This window comes from Rudaea sp., from assembly GCF_036560865.1.
In the GTDB taxonomy this organism is placed as follows: Bacteria; Pseudomonadota; Gammaproteobacteria; order Xanthomonadales; family Rhodanobacteraceae; genus Rudaea.
Window position 1 is genome coordinate 15,349 of record NZ_DATBQK010000131.1, and the last position, 21,772, is coordinate 37,120.

The 21,772-nt window shown below is 62.7% G+C and carries 22 protein-coding genes; 17 read left to right on the plus strand and 5 right to left on the minus strand.

All coding sequences use genetic code 11. From position 1 onward, the window contains the following. Positions 1-4: 4 nt before the first annotated feature. From VIE67_RS12725 to VIE67_RS12735, 3 genes are all read left to right on the plus strand, one after another. A complete protein-coding gene (locus tag VIE67_RS12725) occupies positions 5-388 on the plus strand; it encodes a hypothetical protein (protein ID WP_332026795.1) in 384 nt (127 codons plus the stop codon). A gap of 150 nt (positions 389-538) precedes the next feature. Beyond that, complete coding sequence (locus VIE67_RS12730) at positions 539-2,566, plus strand: amidohydrolase family protein (RefSeq protein WP_332026797.1); 2,028 nt, start codon at positions 539-541, stop codon at positions 2,564-2,566. 109 nt (positions 2,567-2,675) lie between these two features. Next, positions 2,676-3,458 (plus strand): lytic transglycosylase domain-containing protein, encoded by a 783-nt coding sequence (locus VIE67_RS12735; protein ID WP_332026799.1) that lies wholly within the window; start codon positions 2,676-2,678, stop codon positions 3,456-3,458. 48 nt (positions 3,459-3,506) lie between these two features. Here the strand turns inward: VIE67_RS12735 and VIE67_RS12740 are convergent, their stop codons facing one another. Together VIE67_RS12740 and VIE67_RS12745 are read right to left on the minus strand one after the other, a co-directional pair. Beyond that, positions 3,507-3,872 (minus strand): hypothetical protein, encoded by a 366-nt coding sequence (locus VIE67_RS12740; RefSeq protein ID WP_332026801.1) that lies wholly within the window; start codon positions 3,870-3,872, stop codon positions 3,507-3,509. Next, a complete protein-coding gene (locus VIE67_RS12745; RefSeq protein WP_332026803.1) occupies positions 3,869-4,402 on the minus strand; it encodes a bactofilin family protein in 534 nt (177 codons plus the stop codon). Before VIE67_RS12745 ends, VIE67_RS12740 begins: the two co-directional genes overlap by 4 nt. Positions 4,403-4,587: 185 nt before the next feature. Here VIE67_RS12745 and VIE67_RS12750 point away from each other — a divergent pair, with 185 nt between their 5' ends. Beyond that, on the plus strand, positions 4,588-4,854 hold the full coding sequence (locus VIE67_RS12750) for a DksA/TraR family C4-type zinc finger protein (RefSeq protein ID WP_332026805.1): 267 nt from the start codon (positions 4,588-4,590) through the stop codon (positions 4,852-4,854). Between the two features lie 28 nt (positions 4,855-4,882). Here VIE67_RS12750 and VIE67_RS12755 read toward each other — a convergent pair whose 3' ends face one another. Next, entirely contained in the window at positions 4,883-5,320 is a 438-nt protein-coding gene (locus VIE67_RS12755; protein ID WP_332026807.1) for a hypothetical protein, read from the minus strand. 139 nt (positions 5,321-5,459) lie between these two features. Here VIE67_RS12755 and VIE67_RS12760 point away from each other — a divergent pair, with 139 nt between their 5' ends. Further along, complete coding sequence (locus VIE67_RS12760; protein WP_332026809.1) at positions 5,460-6,158, plus strand: SGNH/GDSL hydrolase family protein; 699 nt, start codon at positions 5,460-5,462, stop codon at positions 6,156-6,158. A gap of 96 nt (positions 6,159-6,254) precedes the next feature. Next, entirely contained in the window at positions 6,255-6,509 is a 255-nt protein-coding gene (locus VIE67_RS12765) for a DUF3297 family protein (protein WP_332026811.1), read from the plus strand. A gap of 20 nt (positions 6,510-6,529) precedes the next feature. On the opposite strand, the gene VIE67_RS12770 is transcribed toward VIE67_RS12765, so the two are convergent. Continuing rightward, positions 6,530-7,513 carry an NAD-dependent epimerase/dehydratase family protein gene (locus VIE67_RS12770; RefSeq protein WP_332026812.1) on the minus strand — a complete coding sequence of 328 codons (984 nt, stop codon included), beginning with the start codon at positions 7,511-7,513 and terminating at the stop codon, positions 6,530-6,532. Between the two features lie 255 nt (positions 7,514-7,768). On the opposite strand from VIE67_RS12770, the gene VIE67_RS12775 reads away from it, so the two are divergent. Continuing rightward, positions 7,769-8,617, plus strand: a complete 849-nt coding sequence (locus VIE67_RS12775) for a gluzincin family metallopeptidase (RefSeq protein WP_332026814.1) — start codon at positions 7,769-7,771, stop codon at positions 8,615-8,617. A gap of 83 nt (positions 8,618-8,700) precedes the next feature. Here VIE67_RS12775 and VIE67_RS12780 read toward each other — a convergent pair whose 3' ends face one another. Beyond that, positions 8,701-10,509 carry a DUF885 domain-containing protein gene (locus VIE67_RS12780; RefSeq protein ID WP_332026816.1) on the minus strand — a complete coding sequence of 603 codons (1,809 nt, stop codon included), beginning with the start codon at positions 10,507-10,509 and terminating at the stop codon, positions 8,701-8,703. 170 nt (positions 10,510-10,679) lie between these two features. On the opposite strand from VIE67_RS12780, the gene VIE67_RS12785 reads away from it, so the two are divergent. The 10 genes from VIE67_RS12785 to VIE67_RS12830 all read left to right on the plus strand — a co-directional run bounded on the left by VIE67_RS12785 (position 10,680) and on the right by VIE67_RS12830 (position 21,719). Beyond that, positions 10,680-11,537 (plus strand): PA4780 family RIO1-like protein kinase, encoded by an 858-nt coding sequence (locus VIE67_RS12785; RefSeq protein ID WP_332026818.1) that lies wholly within the window; start codon positions 10,680-10,682, stop codon positions 11,535-11,537. Positions 11,538-11,762: 225 nt separating this feature from the next. Then, positions 11,763-13,367 (plus strand): TPR end-of-group domain-containing protein, encoded by a 1,605-nt coding sequence (locus VIE67_RS12790; protein ID WP_332026820.1) that lies wholly within the window; start codon positions 11,763-11,765, stop codon positions 13,365-13,367. 108 nt (positions 13,368-13,475) lie between these two features. After that, the gene (locus tag VIE67_RS12795; protein WP_332026822.1) at positions 13,476-15,149 is read left to right on the plus strand and encodes a sialidase family protein; all 1,674 of its coding nucleotides are present in this window, start codon (positions 13,476-13,478) and stop codon (positions 15,147-15,149) included. Between the two features lie 101 nt (positions 15,150-15,250). Beyond that, complete coding sequence (locus VIE67_RS12800; protein WP_332026824.1) at positions 15,251-16,009, plus strand: glycine zipper 2TM domain-containing protein; 759 nt, start codon at positions 15,251-15,253, stop codon at positions 16,007-16,009. 114 nt (positions 16,010-16,123) lie between these two features. Beyond that, a complete protein-coding gene (locus tag VIE67_RS12805; RefSeq protein WP_332026826.1) occupies positions 16,124-17,776 on the plus strand; it encodes a M28 family metallopeptidase in 1,653 nt (550 codons plus the stop codon). A gap of 111 nt (positions 17,777-17,887) precedes the next feature. After that, positions 17,888-18,469 (plus strand): hypothetical protein, encoded by a 582-nt coding sequence (locus tag VIE67_RS12810; RefSeq protein ID WP_332026828.1) that lies wholly within the window; start codon positions 17,888-17,890, stop codon positions 18,467-18,469. A 99-nt stretch (positions 18,470-18,568) separates the two neighbouring features. After that, on the plus strand, positions 18,569-19,354 hold the full coding sequence (locus VIE67_RS12815; protein WP_332026830.1) for an N-formylglutamate amidohydrolase: 786 nt from the start codon (positions 18,569-18,571) through the stop codon (positions 19,352-19,354). A gap of 77 nt (positions 19,355-19,431) precedes the next feature. Further along, on the plus strand, positions 19,432-19,710 hold the full coding sequence (locus tag VIE67_RS12820; RefSeq protein WP_332026832.1) for a GNAT family N-acetyltransferase: 279 nt from the start codon (positions 19,432-19,434) through the stop codon (positions 19,708-19,710). A 28-nt stretch (positions 19,711-19,738) separates the two neighbouring features. After that, positions 19,739-20,203: an OsmC family protein gene (locus VIE67_RS12825; protein WP_332026834.1), complete on the plus strand. Its 465-nt coding sequence runs from the start codon at positions 19,739-19,741 to the stop codon at positions 20,201-20,203. Positions 20,204-20,294: 91 nt separating this feature from the next. Continuing rightward, a complete protein-coding gene (locus VIE67_RS12830; protein ID WP_332026835.1) occupies positions 20,295-21,719 on the plus strand; it encodes a M20/M25/M40 family metallo-hydrolase in 1,425 nt (474 codons plus the stop codon). Positions 21,720-21,772: the final 53 nt, after the last annotated feature.

Sequence of the window (21,772 nt, forward strand, 5' to 3'; positions counted from 1 at the left end):
ACCGATGGCGACCCGATCCGATGTTCGCAAGATCGCTCTGTCTTTTCCTGAAACGCAGGAAGGCGAGGGCCACTTCGCGTTCTCCGTGCTCAACGGCAAGAAGTACAAGGGCTTCGCCTGGGCGTGGATGGAACGCATCCATCCGCGCAAACCGCGCGTGGCAAATCCCGAGGTGCTTGCGGTGCGCGTCGCGAATCTCGACGCCAAGGAGATCCTGCTGATGGCGGATACGCAAAAGTTTTTCAACGAACCGCACTACGACGGATTTCCCGCGGTGCTGGTGAGGTTGAAGGAGATCGGCAAGCCTGAACTGCGCGTGTTGCTCGCCGACGCATGGGCAACGCAGGCTTCGAAGGCGCTTTTGGCGAAGGCGAAAGAGCTGGTGTAAGACCCCGGCTGAATAGTGAATGCAGGTCCGAACTCTTTCGGCAGATCGTTGGGACCCCATGACTCTCGCCACAGGCCCTGACCGGTGAAATCCGTCAGGCTGCGTTGTCGCAGGTATTCTCAGCTCGCCACCCTCATCACGGGACTACACATGAAAGTCATTCTCACTCTCGGATTGTGCATGTTCGTCGGTAGTACGGCGAACGCGGCGGAAACCACGCGCTACGTCGCGCTGGTCAACGGAGGCACGACCAAGGCGGGCCATGAATACGTCACGCGTACGGGAGACGGCACCACGCAGGTCGAATTCATCTTCAAGGACAATGGCCGCGGGCCGGAGCAGAAGGAGGAATTCAAGCTCGCCAAGGACGGTACGTTCACCAGTTATCACGTCGAGGGCCAGTCGACGTTCGGCGCTTTGATCAATGAAACGTTCACGCGCACGGGCGACAAGGCAGTGTGGAAATCCACGTCCGACAAGGGCGAGCAGGAAGTCTTCGGCACCGCGCTGTATACGCCGCTCGGCGGCACGCCGGAGGCGTTCTCGGTCGCGATCGAGGCGTTGGCCAAACGTTCCGACGGCAAGTTGCCGCTGATCCCGGGCGGCACGTTGACCTCGCGCAAGCTGGTCGAGAGTGAAGTGTCCAACGGAAAGGAAACACGCAAGGTGCAGTTGCTGGCGCTGACCGGCATCGGCTTCACGCCGAACTTCGTCTGGGCGACCACGGGCGAGTCGCCGCGCATGTTTGCGTATATTTTCCCCGGCGTCATCCAACTGCTAGAAGAAGGCTGGGAGAAAAACGGCGCCGAGCTGGAGACACAACAGAAGGCGGCGGAGAAGGAGCTGCTTCTGGCGATGCAGACGCGTCTCGCGCATCCGCTGCCCGGCAGAACGCTGATCCGCAATGCGCGCGTGTTCGACAGCGAAAAGGCGACGCTCGGTGCGGCGAGCGATCTGCTGCTGCAGGACGGCCGCATCATAGCGATCAGCAGTGCGGGCGACGAGAAGCGCAAGGCCGATCATGTGATCGATGCGGGCGGGCGCGTGCTGCTGCCCGGCCTGTTCGACATGCATGCCCACTTCAGTGCCTGGGATGGCGGCCTGCATCTGGCTGCCGGCATCACCTCGATCCGCGACATGGGCAACGACAACGCCACGTTGCAACAGCTGATCGCACAGGAAGAGGCGGGCACCTTGTTCTCGCCGCGGATCACACCTGCCGGGTTCATCGAAGGCGAAAGTCCGGACTCGGCGCGCAACGGCTTCGTGATCAAGAACCTCGACGAAGCCAAGCACACGATCGACTGGTATCACGAGCATCACTATCCGCAGATCAAGATCTACAACTCGTTTCCGAAGGCGATCCTGCCGGAGACGACCGCCTACGCACACAGCAAAGGCATGCGCGTGAGCGGGCACATTCCCGTGTTCCTGCGCGCACACGATGCGGTGGAAGACGGCTATGACGAGATCCAGCACATCAACCAGGTGCTGCTCAATTTCCTGGTCACCGACAAGACCGACACGCGCACGCTCGAACGCTTCCAGTTGCCGGCCGACAAGGTGGCCGGTCTGGATTTCGACGGCAAGCCCGTGCAGGATTTCATCGCGTTTCTGGTGCAGCACAAGACGGTGATCGATCCGACTTTGGCCACCTTCGATTTCATCCGCCAGAAAGACGGCGAGCTGTCGCAGGCCTACGCCGCGGTGGCGGACCACATGCCGCCCGATGTGCGCCGCGGCTTCTACCAAGGCACGATGAAGATTCCCGATGACGCCGCAGCGGCGCTGCACGAAAAATCCTACGCGAAGATGATCGAGTTCACCGGTCGCATGTACAAGGCCGGCATTCCGCTCGTCGCCGGCACCGATGCGCTGCCCGGCTTCACGCTGCAGCGCGAACTGGAACTGTACGTGCAGGCCGGCCTGACGCCTGCGCAGGTATTGCAGGTGGCGACGTACAACGGCGCCAAGTACGCGCGCGTGCTCGACGATCGCGGTGTGATCATGCAGGGCAAGCGCGCCGATCTGATCCTGGTCGACGGCGATCCGACGCAGAATATTTCCGACATCCGCAAAGTGGCCTTGGTCGTGAAGGGCGACAAGGCTTACTACCCGAGCGAGATCGATGCTGCGTTAGGGATCAAGCCATTCGCGGAGCCGCTGACGGTTAAATAATACCGAGGCATCAGCGGGTATGGCCAACTCCGCGGTTGAGAACAGCCACGCCCGGCCCAACTTATCCGTTGCGTACGTTATGCGCGCTTATGAGTCCGACTGAATAAGAATGAACCTGCGCCATTTCCTGCTCGCGATTCTCCTGCTCTGCGTGTGCGTGGACGCGCAGGCGCGCACGGTGTGGCGTTGCTTGCGCGATGGCACGGTCAGTCTTGCGACCGCGCCGGAGCCGGGTTCGCAGTGCAGCGCGAAAACGCTGGACGACGATGCGGCCGCGTTGCCGAATTTGTGGGGCGCGATTGGTGTGTTCAGTGGCACCTTGTATCAACGCGAACAGGACGGCCACATCGTCTATGGCACGCGCAATCTGCCCGGCTCCACAAAAGTACAGCAGTTCAGCGTCGCGACGCCTGCGGCTTCGCCGGCACACGTAGGCGTTGGCGCGGTCGGCAAGCCGCAGCTCGGCGTGTATCGCAGCGAGTTCAAAAGCGCCGCGCGCGCGACCGGTGTCGATGAGGCCTACCTGCGCGCGATCGCACATGCCGAGAGTGCGTACGCCGCCGATGCAGTGTCGACGAAGGGTGCGAAAGGCGTCATGCAGTTGATGCCGGATGTGATCAGCGACTACGCGGTGAAGGATCCATTCTCGGCGAAGCAATCGATCATAGGCGGTGCGCGATACTTGCAGGCGCTCGAAGCCCGTTACGGCGGCGACAACATGCTGGTCGCGGCAGCGTACAACGCCGGCATCGGCGCGGTCACGCAATACGGCGGCGTGCCGCCATATGTCGAGACACAGGAATACGTCGCCAAGGTCGGTGAGTTGTATGCGCGTTATCGAAAAGCGATGGGACTTGCGCCGCGCTCCGTCCAACTGCAGCCGGCGTCTTAAACGACGGACCTGTAGGGTTTTTCGCAGTCAGAGACGACGTGGATCAGCTCAATGCCGCGTTCCGCGCTTGCTCTTGTCGCTGGCCGGCACCATTTCGACGCTCAGGGTAAATGTTCGTTGTTCTTCGGGTTGGATCGCGCCGACGCCAACCAGCCGGCGCGCGATCTCTTCACCACGTTCGTTGCGGATCGTGAGCACCATCGAGTATTCCCAAGTCCCGCCTTGGGCGGGATTGCGGAAGTTGCCTTCGACGCGCAGTGGTGTGACCGTGTCCGGCACCGAGCCAGGCACCAGCGGCTCGAAGCGCAGATGATGGCGGCAGGACGGACAGACCGCCGCGCTCTCCAGGATCGTTTCCCGGCAGTGCGGACAGCTGCGCGTCGCGCCGGGCGTACCCGTGCGCGGTGCGGTCACGTGGTGAGGCCGTGACTCACGCCGTTGCCGTTCGCCGCCTTCCGCATGCCGTCCGCGATTCTGCTTTCGTCCCAGCCGAACTCGGCCTGGCCGCGCATGCGCGAACCGGCCGCGACGGTGAGCGATCCGGCTTTCAGATCGCCGGTCAATGCGCCGCTCTGCATCAGTTCGACGTGCGAGGCCGCTTCGATGTTGCCGATCAACTCGCCGGCGATGATGACCTTGTCGGCGCGCACGCTGCCGGTCACCGTTGCACCGGACTCGATCGTGAGATCGCCGCGCACATTGACGTCGCCCTTGAAACGGCCGGCGATACGCACGTGACCCGATCCTTCGATCTTGCCTTCGATCGCGATGTCGGGCGCGATCAGCGATTCTGATCTCGCCTTGTCGCGCGCCGGGGCACGCATGCTTGTCGCCGCCGGGGTGACGATATCCGGCTTGAGCTCGGCGATCGGCGCTACATCGAAACGCGCGGGACTCGTGGCCTCGGAGGAAGAGGGCTTGGTTTGGTCTTTCCACAGGGCCATGACGGCGTTCCTGTTCTGCCTAGGGACTTGGGAGATTACGCCAAAATTCGTGTGACAGGTGACTTAACGATCACTTCGCATAATGGTGAAATATCTGAAGTTTGTAGCTCGAACGGGCCAGGCCTTTAATTTGCGCGGCCGCATCGCATGTATAAGCTTGGTGATAGGCAGTTACGGAGACAAGCATGGCCACCGGTTGGGCCAACGACGGCGCGGTACAGGACCAGATCGACGCGACGATCGACGACGCGATCAAGCGCGCGCGCAGTCAGGCGCCGAAAGGTCCGAGTCTGAAGCGTTGCGAGGAATGCGGCGCGAAGATTCCCGAAGCACGGCGCAAGGCCGTGCCGGGCGTGCGCCTGTGCGTGTCCTGCCAGGAAGCGCGCGACAAGGAGCAGGCCGCGTTCAGCGGTTACAACCGCCGCGGCAGCAAGGACAGTCAGCTGCGGTGAGCACTGCCGCCGCGCGTGCCTGGCCGAATCAGGCCGCGCCCGCCAAGAGCCGGTCCCTGCTTCCGCGCGGCGTTGGCTGTTTCAACTCATGCAACTCGCGCAGCATGCGCAGCACATTGCGGTGCTGCTGCAGCAGGCCGGGTTGGGGCGAGTCGCGTGTCTCATGCAGCACGACCGCAAGCCACAGCGCGATACCGACCAGACGTACTTCGACATTCTCCGAGTGCGCGCGGCTGTAGCCGGTCTCGGATCCCTGACCCCATGCGGCATAACGCCGATCGGGCGGTGTGCCGTACAAATGCGGAAATTCGCATTTTTCGGACCGGGATATTTCGTTCTTGGCCAGCAAGTCCAGTTTCAGGCGGCAGGGCAGAGACAACGACTGGATGCTGCGTTCGATGAAGGCGAACTGACGCGCCAATTGATAGCTGCGCGTGAACGCGATAACGCGAGTGACAATGTGCACGGATACCCCGTCGACGAAGCATCCCCTGTGCGACCGAGTATACACGTATAATGTACTTTGCAAAGTCCCTCTATCGCATTGAATTGCCAACTCCGTCGCACCCGTCATCTCCAGATTTGTCTACCCCGGCGCATTCGTCATGAGCAACCGATTACGGTCGTTTTCCCTGGGCTTGCTCGGACTCGTGTTGGCGTTCGCGAGTGTGGGTGTTGTCTTCGCCCAGGACGCGGCCGATCCCTGGCAAAAGGAAATCGCCGCGCTGGTCGCCGGCGATGCGGCAAATCCGCCGCCGCAGCATGGCGTGTTGTTCGTCGGCAGTTCGTCGATTCGATTGTGGACGACGCTGGCGCAGGACTTTCCCGGCATACCGACCATCAATCGCGGCTTCGGCGGTTCGAGGATCGCCGACTCGACGCGTTATGTCGGGCGTATCGTCGCGCCGTATCAGCCGAACGTGATCGTGCTGTACGCGGGCGACAACGACATTGCCGAGCAGCGCACGTCCAGTCAGACGATCGACGACTTCAAGGCCTTCGTCGCGCGCGTGCGCCGCGATCTGCCACAGGTGCCGATCGTCTTCATCTCGATCAAGCCCAGCGTTTCACGCGCGGCATTGTGGCCGCAGATGCGCGCGGCGAACGAGGGTATCGCGGCGTGGGCGAAAACACAGGCAAAAGTCATTTATCTTGACGTTGCGTCGAAAATGCTCGACCCCGACGGCAAGCCGCGCCCGGAACTCCTGCGCGAAGACGGTCTGCACATGACACCAGCCGGCTACGCGATCTGGATCGCGGCGCTGAAGCCGGTGCTGGCGCAATTCGGTTTTGTATCGCGCTAGCGGTTGCCGCCGCAGCGCAGGCGCAGTCCACGCTCGCCGCATGTCCGTAATCCGGCTACGATTGCAGCCCTAGCGCCACGCAGACGAGTTCCACCCATGACCGACACTCCTCCCGATCGCCTGTCCAACGATCCCAGAAGCAAGTTCCATGATGAAGCGGCACTGGCGCGGGGTATCGGTATCCGCTTCAACGGAGTGGAGAAAACCACGGTCGAGGAATACTGCGTCAGCGAAGGCTGGGTGCGCATGGCGGTCGGGCGTGCGCTGGATCGTCGCGGCAGGCCAATCACCCTGAAATTCAACGGCGAAGTGGTGCCGTATTTTCTCGATACGGCCGCACCGGAAAAATAAGCGCCGCGGCAAGTACGCGCCTATTCGACCGGATAGGGGCCTTCGGCAAAGATTTCCTCGTGATAGCCCTTTGAGCCGATCGCCTGTGCGAGCGGGCTGCGAAAATCCTCGCCCGCGCGCAGGCGCTCGAGCACGCAGGCGAAGTCGACTCGCGGCTGCCAGCCCAGTTCGGCCCGTGCGAGCTCGTTGACATAGACGCGCTCAATATCGGGAAACATTTGCCAACCGCGGCGCGCGTATTCGTCTGCGTAGGTGGGGAATAGCCGTTTAACCACGGCGGGTGCATTGCCGCGCAAGGCAGACAGATCATCGCGCGTGAACGGCGTGGTCGCGCTGATGATGTAGCGGCGAAAACCGATCGCAGCGGCTTTTTCGATGGCCAGCAGATGTACGTCGACGACGTCCGCGACATCAACGCGGCGATACAGAAATTCATTCGCCTTGGCGTTGGCATCGGCGTAAGCCTCGCGGATTGCCTTGCCATCGTCCTCTTCGGGAAAGAAGCGCGAAGTGCGCAGCACCAGGCACGGCAATCCGAATTTGCGTCGAAACAGTTCGCACAGATTCTCGGCGGCAAGTTTGGTCACGCCGTAGATATTCTTTGGCAGTGGTACCACGTCTTCGGTAACCCAAGCGGCTGGCGCATCGGCCGGTGGCCTGAGCGCATCGCCGAAAGTGCTGGTGGTGCTGGTGAAAATGAAGGCGCCGGTGCCAACCGCCACCGCTTCTTCGAGCAAATTTAAAGTGCCGGTGATGTTGACGTCGACAAAATCCTGGCGCGCATGCGTCGCCACATGCGGCTTGTGCAAGGTCGCCGTATGCAGCACGGCATCGACACTCGGCATGCAGCGGCGCACGAAGTCGCGATCGACGATCGAACCAACTTCATTGGTGAACGCCGAGGCGAGAATATCGATGCCGATCGCCGCGTGTCCGGCGTGGCGCAGCGTCCGCATCAATGCCTCGCCCAAATGACCGCTGCTGCCGGTGACAAGAATTTTCATTCCGATTTTCTTTTCTGACGTGGAAGAGCGAGCTGCACAAAGCAACCTAACATGGCATGCGGTATCTTGGTATAACTGGGTGATTCCCCAGGACGAAGTGAATTCTCAACGGCGGCGATATTGATGAACCCATCGAAGCGTCATTGGAGATGCGCTACCGCGCTTGTTGTTGGGCTGTTGCCAGCGCTTGCATCGGTAGCGGAGCCGCCGGCGGAATTTCTCGGCGGGCACATGCCCTATGACGCATTCGATCGAATGCCGCACACCGCTATCAAGGTAGGTGGTGCGACGCTGCAAGTCGGCTTCGCGCCGGGTCAGCTTGCGCTGTCCAATGAGCGCGTGCTTGCCTGGGTCGAGCATTCGGCTATCGTGGTGTCTGACTATTACGGCCGCTTTCCGGTCGCTTCCGCGCGTATTTTGATCGTGCCGGTCGACGGGCGCGGCGTGCGCGGTGGGACCACATGGGGTTATCGCGGCGGCGCGATCCGCCTCGTGCTGGGCAGTCAGGCGACTGAGGAAGACTTGAAAGACGATTGGAAGATCGTGCACGAAATGGTGCACCTCGCGCTACCCGATGTGGATGAGCGGCAGCACTGGCTTTCCGAGGGGTTGGCGACGTATGTCGAGCCGATCGCGCGCGTGCAGGCTCACGATTTGACCGAAGAGTCGATCTGGGCAGCGATGGCGCGCGACATGCCGAAAGGCATACCGCAATCCGACGATCACGGCTTGGACAATACGCCGACCTGGGCCAGCACCTACTGGGGTGGCGCGCTGTTCTGTCTGCTCGCCGACGTGGAGATCCGCAAGCAATCCGGCAATCGCCTCGGCCTGCAGAATGCGATGCGTGGCGTGCTCGCCGCCGGTGGCAATCACACGCTGGATTGGCCGATCGAAAGCGTTCTTTCCGTGGCCGACAAGGCGGTTGGCGGGCATGCACTCGCCAAACTGTATGCACAGATGGGTACAGCGCGGTTCGCGCCGGACCTCGACGGACTCTGGCGCGAGCTGGGCATCAAGCTTCAGCCCGATGGCACGGTTGCCTTCGACGACAAGGCGCCTTTGGCGCGGATCCGCAGGGCCATCACGCAGCCGCAGAAGTAAGTGCGCGAACGTGCGCGCGAATTCCTTGGTGCTCGTCGCAAGAAAAATCTCCCCACGTTATCGCACGCGCTTCAACTCGACTGTCAGTGCGCTTCCTTGGCGCCTTGCGCGCGGATGAAACCCGTCTCGACCGCCTCGGCCAGTTGATCCGGTGGCAGCACGCCCTGGCTCAGGATGAAGTCGTTGAGCGCCGCGAGGTTGAAATTCCTGCCCAGCGCAAGCTCGGTGTGCATGCGCAGCTCGAGCAGCCGCGAATAGCCATAGAAATACGCCGTCGCCTGACCGGGCGCGCGGAACGTGAAGCGGTCGAGTTCTTCGCGCGCCAGCGCCTCGGACAGGCCGACGTCGTTGACCATCACGTCGTGCGCGCGTTCGGGTGTGATGAGTCCGAGGTTGAGCGACGGATCGAGCACCGCGCGCGCGGCGCGTTGCAGGCGCATCTGCAGCGCAATCATCTGTCCCGCGGGCGGCTCGTACGGCAGCATCATGAATTCGGAATAGAGCGCCCAGCCTTCGGTATTGACGCTGTTGCGCGCGAACAGTGAGCGCGCCAGCGACACGCCGTGTTCGACCATGCCGGCGAACTGCAGTTCGTGGCCCGGCCGGCCTTCGTGCGCGGTCAGCGTCCACGCGCAGGCCTTGCAGGTGAAGTCGTCGTAGACCTCGCTGTTGCCGCTGCCGTTGGGCGGATTGCCGAGCGGCAGAATGAAGCTGCCGCGCTCGCCGTGGTTGTTGATCAGCGGCGGCGGTTGCATATGTGGTGCCGGCTGCGAGGCGCTTTCGGCTTCCGACGCAAGACGCATGATCATCGCGCGCTGTGGCAGGCTGACCAGCCCATGTTCGCGGATGATCGCCTCGATCTTGCCGATGACCTCGTGGTAGTACGGTTCGATCGAATCGCGATCGAGCTGTTGCTTCTTCAGCGCCTTGAGCACATCGCGGTAATCCGCCGCCGTGATGCCTTCGGCCTTGGCGACGACCGGCGCCAGCATTTGCATCTGCCCCTGGGTTTCCTTGAATTCGAGTTCGGCTTTCTTGATCAGTTCCTGCGGACTGATATCGAGGCCGACATTCCTGAGATTGTTCGCATACAGTTCCGGCGGCAGACGAAAATCCGTGCGTGCATGGGTGAGCACGATGGTTCTGACCCAGGCATCGTGCGCTTCGAGTTGTTTCTGCAAGGCGTCCAATGAGGGACCGGCGCCGTCGATCTTGTACTTCGTATAGAGCTTGCGCACGCCGTCGATGTAGCGTGCCGAGTTGGCGAGATGCTGCTCGACCTCGGCCTTGTATGGTCCAAGCAGCTTTATATCGCGCATTCTGTTTTCGAACAGCGCCTCGGCCTGTTTGGTCAGGGGTGTGCAGCCCGGGGCCATGCCGACATAGCATTGCAGGCGATTGAGCGCGAGCGCGCGGCGCTCGGGCACGACCTGATCCTGCAGCAGGGCGAATTCGCCCTGGAAGATCGTCTCGCCGATGTCGTCATAGGGCAGCAGATATTTTTCCTCCAGTCGACTCGATTCGATACGCCGGTCCGCCGCCTTGATCATGATCGCGAGATCCTGACGCACATTCGCGTCGGTCGCGGTGGCGAGCTTCTTCTGCAGTTGTGTGCGCGCGGCACCGAGGGCAGCGCGTTCGCGCGCATCCACACCGGGTTTCCGGTCGATCACCTTGTCATCGTAGCCGGACAGACCGACCCGCGAGGCGAATTCCGGATGAAAATCCGCAATGGTCTTGAGCAACGGCTGTGCATCGGTGTTGCTTTGCGCAACCCATGCGGGCATCTCCGGTGCGCTCGCTGGCGGTGCAGCAGGTTCAGCCGCAGACGCGCCCGCGACGATTGCCGCGAGTGCAGAAGAGGTGAGGGTGACAATCCAGCGCTTGCGCATCGCGAGTCCTCTCAATGTGAAGCGCGAAATATACCCGGGATTGCAGGAGGAGAACCGCGACGGAGGAACTGCGCAATGCTGCGCGGTTCGCAAATCAATCAGGCGATGCAACGGAAAAGCCGCCAATCGACGATAATGCCTCTCACACTCTCCAGGCAATTTCCGATTCGATGAAAATCCCCAAAGGCCTGCAGCCGCTGATCGACGATGGCGTGATCGACGCGGTGCTGCGGCCACTCAAGAGCGGCAAGGAAGCTTCCGTCTACATAGTGCGTGCCGGTAACGAGGTGCTTTGCGCAAAGGTCTACAAGGACATGGCTCAGCGCAGTTTCCAGGCGCGCGTGCAGTATCAGGAAGGCCGCAAGTTTCGCGGCAGCCGTCAGGCGCGCGCGATCGCCAAGGCGACGAAATTCGGCCGCCGCGAGCAGGAAGCCGAGTGGAAGAACGCTGAGGTCGACGCGCTCTATCGTCTGGCCGAAGCCGGCGTGCAGGTGCCGCATCCGCGCGGCTATTTTCACGGCGTGCTGCTGATGGCCCTGGTCGTCGATGAGCATGGGCAGCCCGCGCCGCGTCTGGGTGAAGTGGAACTCGTACCCGAACACGCGCGTTCGTTGCATGCGCGGCTGATGCGCGATGTGGTGCGCATGCTCTGCCTTGGACTGATCCATGGCGACCTGTCCGAATACAATGTGCTGGTCGCGCAGGATGGCCCGGTGATTATCGATCTGCCGCAAGTGGTCAGCGCCAGCGGCAACAACGCGGCACGCAGCATGCTGCTGCGCGATGTACACAACCTGCGCGACAGCCTCGCGCGCTTCGCACCCGAACTTGCGCATACGCACTACGGCGAGGAAATGTGGGCGATCTACGAGAAGGGCGAGCTGCAACCGGACTCGAAGCTGACCGGCAACTTCGTTTTCGACGAGCGCAGCGGCGACGTGCACGCGGTGATGCTGTCCATCGAGGAGGCGCGCAAGGAAGCGATGATTCGCCAGCAGGGACGCGAGGAAGCCGCCCTGCAAGGATGACCCGGGGCCGGCTGGTGCCGGCGTGCGGGTCTTGTGGGTCGAAACCACGCCCTTGCTCCGGCACCGGCCTCTGTCGCCGCTGCCGTGCCGCACCATGCCTGAAGCGGTGTAGTACACTCAATCGGCTGGCAAGTTCAGCGGCATAGGGGATGTGGCCTTGACCGTACACTCCAATCGCGAGGGCAGCCTCAGCGGCCTCGCGTCCGGATTTCTGCGAGATCGCCAATGAGCGGGCAGGGCAGCGACTCGCCGTTTCACAGCCTCTGGGGCGAGTTGCGCCGTCGCCGCGTAATTCGTGTTGCGGTCGTGTACGCCATCGTTGGCTGGGTCATCATTGAAGTAGCGTCCACCGTGCTGCCGCCGCTGAACCTGCCGGACTGGTCGGTCAAGCTGGTGATCGTGCTGATTGCGCTGGGTTTTCCGATCGCCGTCGTCATGGGCTGGATGTTCGATATCGGTCCGCACGGCGTGGAGCGCACTGCGCCGGTGGCGGCGGCGAAGAAAACCAGGGTCGCGGCAGCGCAGCCCGTCACCGACGAAGAAGGCCGCCGCACGATCGCCGTACTGCCGTTCGTCAACATGAGCGGCGATGTCGACAACGAGTATTTCAGCGATGGCATCTCCGAGGAAATACTCAATCTGCTGACCAAGCTGCCGCAGCTGAAAGTCTCGTCGCGCACCTCGTCGTTTTTCTTCAAGGGCAAGGAGATCGACATCCCGATGGTCGCCGCCAAACTCGACGTCGGCACGATCCTCGAAGGCAGCGTGCGCCGCGCCGGCGGCCGCGTGCGCATCACCGCGCAGTTGATCGACACCCAATCCGATTCGCACCTGTGGTCGGAAACCTACGACCGCGAGATGAAGGACGTGTTTGCGATCCAGGACGACATCGCCAAGAGCATCGTCGAGGCCCTGCAGGTCACGCTGAGCCCGAAGGAGCGCCGCGCGATCCAGTACGTCGCCACGTCCAATGCGCAGGCCTACGATTTTTACCTGCGTGGGCGCAAGTATTTCTACGGCAACAGCCGGCGCAATTTCAATCACGCGATCGGCATGTACGAACGAGCGATCGAGCTGGATCCGAAATATGCCCTCGCCTGGGCGGGCCTGGCCGACACATATTCGTTCATGTATCGCTATGTGGACGCCAGCGTGGCAATGGTGACCAAAGCCAGGGAGGCCAGCGAACGCGCCGTGCAACTCGATCCCGAACTGGCCGAAGCGCACGCCTCCAAGGGACTCGCGCAGTCGATCGACGTCAAGAGCACCGAAGCCGAGCGGCACTTCGAAACCGCGATAGCGCTCAATCCGAATTTGTTCGAGGCGTATTTGTTCTACGCACGCTATTGCCTGTCACGCGGCAATTTTGAGAAGGCGGCAAAATTGTTTGTGCAGGCCTCCGAAGTCAATCCGGCGGATTACGAGCCGCTGCTTTATCTGTCGATGTCGTATAGCGCGATGGATCGCAAGGGCGATGAAGGCGATGCGCAGCAACGCGCGCTGCAACTGATCCAGCAACACTTGCAGATGAACCCGGACGATGCGCGTGCGCGCTACCTGGGCGCGGTCAGTTTTGCGAATCTGGGCGAGAAAGACAAAGCGATCGAGTGGGCCAACCAGGCACTGTCGGCGGGGCAGGACGAGCCCAATGTGCTCTACAACGTGGCCTGTACGTTTGCGCAAGTCGGCGAGCATGAGCGCGCGATGGATCTGCTCGAGCAAGCCGCCAAACTCGGCTGGGGCGATCGCGCATGGATCGAGAACGACAGCGATCTGGTGCCGCTGCGGGACAACGCACGCTTCAAGGCTCTGCTGGCGCGCCTTGGCTAGGCGCCCAGTCTGCGACACGGCGCTCTTCGGGAATCCCGGCACTACGAAAGTCATCGTGGTTGAGCTAGTCTGGTAGCGCTCCACTCGTTCTGGGAGAAGGAATCTGCGATGCGTACCGCAACGGCTGCGGCTGGATTGATCCTGGGTGGCATCGCACTCGCGCTGGCAGGCTGCGGCGGTGGTTCGTCGAACAGTCCGGCAATGACGCCCGCGCCGGCGCCGCCTCCACCACCACCACCTCCGCCGCCTCCACCGTTCGATCCGCTCCATCTCGCCTCGGCCGCATCGCCATTCGTCGCGAATTGCGACGGCGTGGCGACGGTCGGCACGCTGTATCCGAACGCGGAAGTCGAGCCTTCGCTGGCGATCAATCCGACCGATGCGAGAAACCTGGTCGCGTCGTGGCAGGAGGATCGCTGGTCGAGCGGCGGATCGCGCGGGATCATCGTCGGCGCGTCGCACGACGGCGGCACGACGTGGACGCAACACGCATTGCCGTTCACGCGCTGCGCCGGCGGCACAGCGGCCAACGGCGGCGACTACCCACGCGCCAGCAATGCCTGGATTTCGATGTCGCCGACAGGTATCGCCTATGTCGCCTCGCTGACCTTCAGTGGCGCTGTGCTGACCGCGGGCTCGGTCAGTGCGGTCGTGGCCAGCCGCTCAACCGATGGCGGCGCAACATGGAGCCCGACCGCGACGCTGATCCGCGACGTCGACAATTTCTTCAACGACAAGGTTGCGATCACCGCCGATCCGGTGACGCCGCATTTCGTTTACGCGGTCTGGGATCGCCTGACGCTGCTCAACACCGGCCCGAGCTATTTCGCGCGCAGCACCGACGACGGCACGACCTGGGAAACGGCCAAGCCGATCTTCGATCCAGGGGTGAACAATCAGACGATCAGCAATGTTCTCGTAGCTCTGCCGAACGGCACGCTGGTCGTGTTTTTCGTCGACATCCGCGGCGGCGCGAACAACAACTTTACCTCGTCCCTGGCGGTGATACGTTCGACCGACAACGGCGTCACATGGTCGAGCGAGGTGAAAATTGCCGACAACCTCGCGGTGGGCACGCGCGATCCCGATACCGGCCAGCCGGTGCGCGACAGTTCGCTGGTGCCGGCGATCGCGGTCGGTGCCGGCGGCAGCTTGTTCGTGGTCTGGCAGGATTCGCGTTTCAGCAGTGGCGCGCGCGATGCGATTGCGTTGTCGCACTCCACCGATGGCGGATTCACCTGGTCGGCGCCGGTCCGCGTCAACAGCAATGCGGCGGTGCCTGCGTTCACTCCAATCGTGCACGTGCGTGCCGACGGCATGGTCGGTGTGACCTATTACGATTTCCGCGCGAATACATCCGACGCCAACACCTTGCTCACCGATTACTGGCTGGCGCGTTCGATGGACACGGCGACGTGGCAGGAAAATCAGGTCGCGGGGCCGTTCGATCTCGCCATTGCGCCGGTCTCGGCGACGGCCGGCGCGGCGGGTTATTTTCTCGGCGACTATCAGGCTTTGCTGAGCAGCGGCACGACGTTTATTCCGATGTTCGCGCAAACCAACAACGGCAACTTGGGCAATCGCACCGATATCTTCGACGCGCCCGCGGTTTCGCTGGCGACTGTGGCTGCCGTTGCGGCGGAGAGAAAATCGCCGCCGGTCGCAGCAGACAACACCATGCAGATTTTCCGCGCCTCGCCGCAATGGCAGCAGCGCGTGCACGACAACATTGTCCGCCAGAGGCAGTACCGAATGCCCGGCGCGCACGCGGCGATCCCATAAGGCAAGCACCTGCGGGAGACATGTTTTTCTCGCGAACGGGCTTCAGCTTTCATACACGCGCGCTGATTAGTATCGTGATCGGAGGCCGCGAGGAGTCTGTCATGTCCGTATTCAATTTTTCCGTGTCGTCCCATGTAGCGAAGCCTGCGGCACTCGTCGCCGCCATGTTGCTGAGCGCTTGCGGTCAACAGTCGTCCGGCACCGCGCCACCGGCGGCAGCGGCCAATGGTCAGCCCGCCGCCGAACAGGCGCCGGCTTCCACGCAACCAGCGCCTGCGTCAATGTCGGTGGCTGAATTGACCGGTGCATCAGCGCCGGCCACAGCACCGGCGAATTCGGCGCAGACGCCGGTCGCGTCTGCCCCTGCGTCCTCGGCAACGACAGGCGCCAACTCGACCACGACTGCCTTCACACAGCTTGCCTCGGCGCAGCCGCTCGACGAGGGTCAATTCGCGCGCGTGGTCAGCGTGCAGGCGCTTTCTCAACCGCAGCGTGTCTGCACACCGCAGACCGTAACCGAACGACGCCGGCCGGAGGACCGTCATCAAGTCGCCGGCACGGTGATCGGCGCGATTGCCGGCGGTCTGATTGGCAGCAAAATTGGCCATGGTAGCGGTCGCGGTATTGCGACGGTCGGCGGTGCAGTCGGCGGCGGCTTCGTCGGCAAGAAGATCCAGGAAGACCATCAGGATAACGACACCGTCACCCGCGTCGTGCAGCGCTGCCATACGGTGACACCGGGCAGGGACGGCGTGGCGCTGTATGACGTGGTCTACGCCTATCAGGGCCAGAACTTCCATGTGCGCCTGGATCACGATCCGGGCGAGCGGATCGAGTTGCCGGTGCGCGGTATCCAGTAACGCGCTAAGCGAGGGGCATCTGCGCTGCCTATGACGAGGAGCACGCATCGCGTCTGGACGCTTCCGCGTCACCTCACTATGATCGCGGTTCGATTTTCCCAACGGGAGCGCCCCTTGAAACGTTTGCTTGCGACTGCGATCGTCCTGTCCATTTCCTCCATCGCGTTTTCGGCGCCCGCGCCGACGTTCTCTGCGAAGCGGCTGTCCGATGAGGACAAGACCCTGTCGTCGGACGCGTTCGAGGGCCGCGGTCCGGCGACAGCGGGCGAAACCAAAACGGTCGCGTATGTGATCGAGCAGATGAAGGCTGCCGGTTTGCAGCCGGGCGGCGATCTCAAGAGCGGCAAGCGCGCGTGGACCCAGGCGGTGCCGCTGGCGCGCGCGGAAATCGTCGGCACGCCGAAGTTGTCGCTCAATGTGGGCGGCAAGTCGCAGAGCCTGACCCAGGGCAACGAGATCTCGGTGCGCGCCGCGCTGGATGGCTCCAAATCCGTCGCCATCGCCAACGCGCCGCTGGTCTTCGTCGGCTATGGCGTCAAGGCGCCCGAGCGCAATTGGGACGACTTCAAGGGCATCGATCTGCACGGCAAGATGGCGATCGTGCTGATCAACGATCCGGATTTCGAGACCGGTGTCGGCGACTTCGGCGGCAAGGCAATGACCTACTACGGCCGCTGGACCTACAAGTACGAAGAGGCTGCGCGCCGCGGCGCCGCTGGCGTGCTGATCGTGCACGAAACCGCGCCAGCCTCTTACGGCTGGGCGACGGTGAAGAATTCCAACACCAACACGATGTTCGATATCGTGCGCGACAATCCGTCCGCCACGCATCCGAAGATCGAGGCCTGGATTCAGCGCGATCTCGCCGTCTCTCTGCTCAAGAGCGCGGGGCTGGATTTCGAGGCGCTGAAAAAGCAGGCGCAGACCCGTGAATTCAAGCCGGTCGAGCTCAAGGGTGCGACGTTTTCCGCCGACTACGCGGTCGACCAGCAGGTGATCACTTCGCAGAACATCGTCGGCCGCGTCGTCGGCAGCAAGTATCCCGACGAGACAGTGATCTACAGCGCGCACTGGGATCATCTCGGCGTCGGCGAGCCGGATGCAAAAGGCGACAAAATATACAATGGCGCAGTCGACAACGCGACCGGCACCGCGGCCCTGATCGAGCTGGGCCGCGCGTTCGCGCATGCGCCGAAACCGCTGCGCTCGGTGATCTTCCTCAACGTCACCGCCGAGGAAAAAGGCCTGCTCGGTTCGGAATACTATGCTGCGAATCCGTTGTATCCGATCGGCAAGACGGTCGCCGACATCAATATGGATGCGCTCGATCCGATTGGGCCGGCGCGCAATTTCTCGCAGTCCGGCAGCGCGCAATCGCAGTTGCTCGACGACCTGATCGCCGATGCGAAAGCCGCCGGTCTGGCCTTTGCCGCCGATCCGCTGCCGGAAGCCGGACACTTTTTCCGCTCGGATCACTTCTCATTCGCCAAGCGCGGCGTGCCGGCGCTGTCGTTCGAGTCGGGCAACGATCTCGTCAACGGCGGCATCGCCGCGGGCGACGCGGCGCAGAAAGAGTACACGGCCAATCACTACCACCAGCCGGCGGATGAATGGCAGGCGAATTGGACCTTCGCCGGCATGGCGCACGATCTGGGCGTGCTGTACAAGCTCGGCAGCGATCTGGCCAACTCCAGGCAGTGGCCGGAGTGGTCGAAGGATTCGGAGTTCCGCGCGACCCGCGATGCGACCGCTGTCGAGCGCAAATAGTAGGCACATCGTTTCCCGCCATTCCCGCGCGCGCGGGAATGGCAAGCTGCCACAGCGAACGTTCATCGAGCGCGACGCATACTGCGCTCCTCGCCATCGCTGGACGTTGCCTTGAAACTTCTTTTCCTATTGTTGCTTTGTACACTCGCCGCCACGCCCGCGCATGCGGACCCGCGCGCGGATGTGCAGAGTGCGTTCACGCAGGTGCTGGCCGCGGGTGGCTTTCGTGCCTATGCGCAGGGCCATGTGTTCGGGCCTGAGTTGCCCGCGATGTCCGGCGATGTCGATGTCGTATTTCCCGACCGTATCCATGCGCGCACCGACGAGATGGAATTCATCGCGTTGCCGAATAGGGCATGGATCAGGACCTTCGGCATCTGGACCGCGGCCGATCGTTCGCTGTTGCCGGTGACGAGTTTCGACGGCGCGGCGATGCGCCAGGCGATTGCCTCGATACATGATGCGCGCATCGAAGGCGCATCGAAGACCAGCCAGTGCGCGGCGCACGTATACCGGTTCCGCGCAAGCGGCAAGTTGCCGGGCGCGAGCGCCAACGGCGATCTGCGCGCATGGCTCTGCGACGGCAGCGGTCGTATTGCGCGTCTGGAGGCGACCGATGCGGGTACGAGCGAGCGCGTGATTCTCGATTTTGATTGGTCGCGGCGCGCCGCCGTTGTCCCGCCGCGCGATTGATACTCGAACGGGAAACGTCGGCTACCATTTCGGCGCAGGCGAGGGCGATGGAAGGACGAACGGTAAAGTGCACAGCCACTATCGAAAGAATCAGCGCCGATGGCGAATGACACGGTGAAACTGACGCTGCTGGCGCCGGACGAGCCGCCCGCATTTTCCGTCACGCGCGCCGAGGCTGCATCGCCGTTCCTGCTGATTTGCGATCACGCCGGGCAGCGCATTCCGCGCGCGCTGGGCGATCTGGGCGTGGCGGCCAGCGAATTGCAGCGGCATATCGCCTGGGATATCGGTGCGCTTGGCGTCGCAGCGCAGCTGTCGCACCTGCTCGACGCGTGCCTGATCGCGCAGACGTACTCGCGCCTGGTGATCGACTGCAATCGCCCGCTTGATGCAGCGGGTTCGATCGTCACGCGCAGCGAGCGCACCGACGTGCTCGGCAACCGCGATCTTGCGCCGGCCGCAGCGGCCGCGCGCGTGCGCGAGATTTTCGCGCCTTACCATGCGCGTATCGCCGCCGAACTGGATCGGCGCCTCACAGCAGGGTTGCTGACGATCCTCGTGTCGGTGCACAGCTTCACGCCCGAATTCATGGACACCGCGCGGCCGTGGCATCTTGGCATGCTCTACAACCGCGACGCGCGCGTCGCGCACGCGCTGCTGGCGATGATCCGCGCCGAAGGCCAATGGATCGTCGGCGACAACGAGCCGTATGCGGTGAGCGATGTCACCGACTACGCGATTCCGGTACATGGCGAAGCACGCGGCCTGCCGCATCTGGAACTCGAAATCCGCCAGGACTTGATCGCCGATGCGCAAGGCCAGGCCGAATGGGCCATGCGCGTGGCCGCGTGGCTCGAACGCGTGCCTGCAATGCTTGGCTTGTAGCATTACCTCATTCGACGTCGTCACGGGCAGTCGCGCGCACGGCGTATGATGCATGCAACTCTCAGAGGAAATCGGGCATGACAGACGGAGTAGTGGACAACCGCGTACACAATCGCTATGAGCTCACCGTTGACGGCGCGACCGCATTCGTCGCCTATGCGCGCGAGCCGGGCGTGATCACCTTCATCCACACGGTCGTGCCCGAGGCACTGGCCGGTCGCGGTATCGGCTCGATACTCGCCACGCACGTGCTCGACGACGCGCGCGCGAATGGCGAAAAGGTGATTCCGCAATGCCCGTTCATCGCCGCGTATATCCGCAGGCATCAGCAATACCAGGACCTGGTCGTCGCCTGATCCTTGCCGCAATCAAAAAGGAAAAGCGATGAGCGATTCCGCTCGATTCGAAGATCCGCAAGTGGTCCCCGGCACGATAGTCGTCGCGGAAACGGGCGCGGGCAAGTTCAATCAGATCGTGCTCGATGGCCGCCATCGGCTGTCGGCCGACGAGCCGGTTGCGGTTGGCGGCGACGACACAGGCCCCGGCCCGTACGAATTGCTGCTGATGTCGCTCGGTGCCTGCACCTCGATGACGCTGCGCCTGTACGCGACGAAGAAGCAGCTGCCGCTCGATCGTGTGATCGTGCGCCTGAAGCACGCCAAGCGTTATATCGCGGATTGCGCCGACTGCGCGGGAAAACCCGTCATGCTCGATCATATCGACCGTGAAATCGAGCTGGTTGGCACGTTGAACGCCGAACAGCGGGCGCGGCTGCTCGAGATCGCCGACAAGTGTCCGGTGCATCGCACGCTGACCTCGAAAATTCTGATCGGTACGCGATTGGTTTAGCGTATCGTTGTGCCAATCCGTGGCGGGCTGCACTTGATCTTCGCGCCGCGTCACTGCACGCTTGCGATTCTGTCCAGCCTTGGGATTTTGCATGAGCGCACGCGCACGATTGGCCATTCTGTCAGCGGCGGTCGCCGCGTTTTTCGCAACGAGCGCTGCCGCGCAGACACCAGCGCCTGACGAAGCGGCGTTCCGCGATCTGTACAAGCAACTGGTCGAGATCAACACCACGCGCTCGGTCGGCAGTTGCACACAGGCGGCCGAAGCGATGCGCGCGCGCCTGCTCGCGGCGGGGATTCCCGCTGCAGACACGCAGATACTCGCGCCGCCGGATCGCCCGCAGGACGGCGCGCTGATCGCTGTGCTGCACGGTCGCGATCGTCTCGCCAAGCCCATCCTGCTGCTTGCGCATATCGACGTGGTCGAGGCCAAACGCGAGGACTGGGAACGCGATCCGTTCAAGCTGGTCGAGGAAAAAGGCTGGTTCTATGCACGCGGAGCCAGCGACGACAAGGCGATGGCCGCGGTATTCACCGACAATCTGATCCGCTACCGCAAGCAAGGCTTCGTGCCACGACGCGATATCAAACTCGCGCTCACCTGCGGCGAGGAAACGCCGGACGTGTTCAACAGCGTGAAGTGGCTGACCGCGACCAAACCCGAAGTGCTCAACGCCGCGTTTGCGCTCAACGAGGGTGCCGGCGGCGAACTCGACAAGAACGAAAAGCCGGTCGCACTGCAGATTCAGGCAGGCGAAAAGGTATACCAGGACTTTGCCCTCGACGCGTCCGACGTCGGCGGGCACAGTTCGCGGCCGACCAAAAACAATCCGATCGCGCGCCTGAGTGCGGGACTGGTCAGACTCAACGCCTACAATTTTCCGATTGCCTTGAATCAGGCGACGCGCGGCTACTTCGAAGCGCAGGCGAAACTCTCATCACCCGAAGTCGCCGCGGACATGCGCGCCGTGCTGAAAAGTCCGCCGGATGAAGCGGCCGCCGAGCGTCTCTGGGCGATCAACCCGGGCTGGAACGGCTCACTGCGCACGACCTGCGTCGTCACCGAGATCAGCGGTGGTCACGCGACCAACGCGCTGCCTCAGCATGTGCGCGCCAATGTGAATTGCCGCATCCTGCCTGGCGTGCCCATGACGGAGATACAGCAGCAGATCGTCAACGTGCTGGCCGACGACAAGATCAGCGTCGCGCCGACGGGCGAGCCCGGCCGGCAATCGCCGCTGCCGCCGCTGTCGGAACAGATCATGGAACCAGTGCGCAAAGTCGCCGACACGATCTGGCCCGGTGTTGCGATCGTGCCGACGATGTCGACCGGCGCGACCGACGGTCGCTTCCTCAACGCAAGCGGCGTACCGACCTATGGTCTCTCAGGCATGTTCCACGATGCCGAAGGCAGCCACGCGCACGGACTTAACGAGCGCATCCGCGTGAAGTCGCTGATGAATGGGCGCAGGTTTCTGTACGAGGTGGTGAAGCTTTACGCGAACAGCAAAGGCTGAGCGCTTGCGTATCGGTTTGTGCAGGCCAGAGTTGCGCGAGGACCACGTGGCGC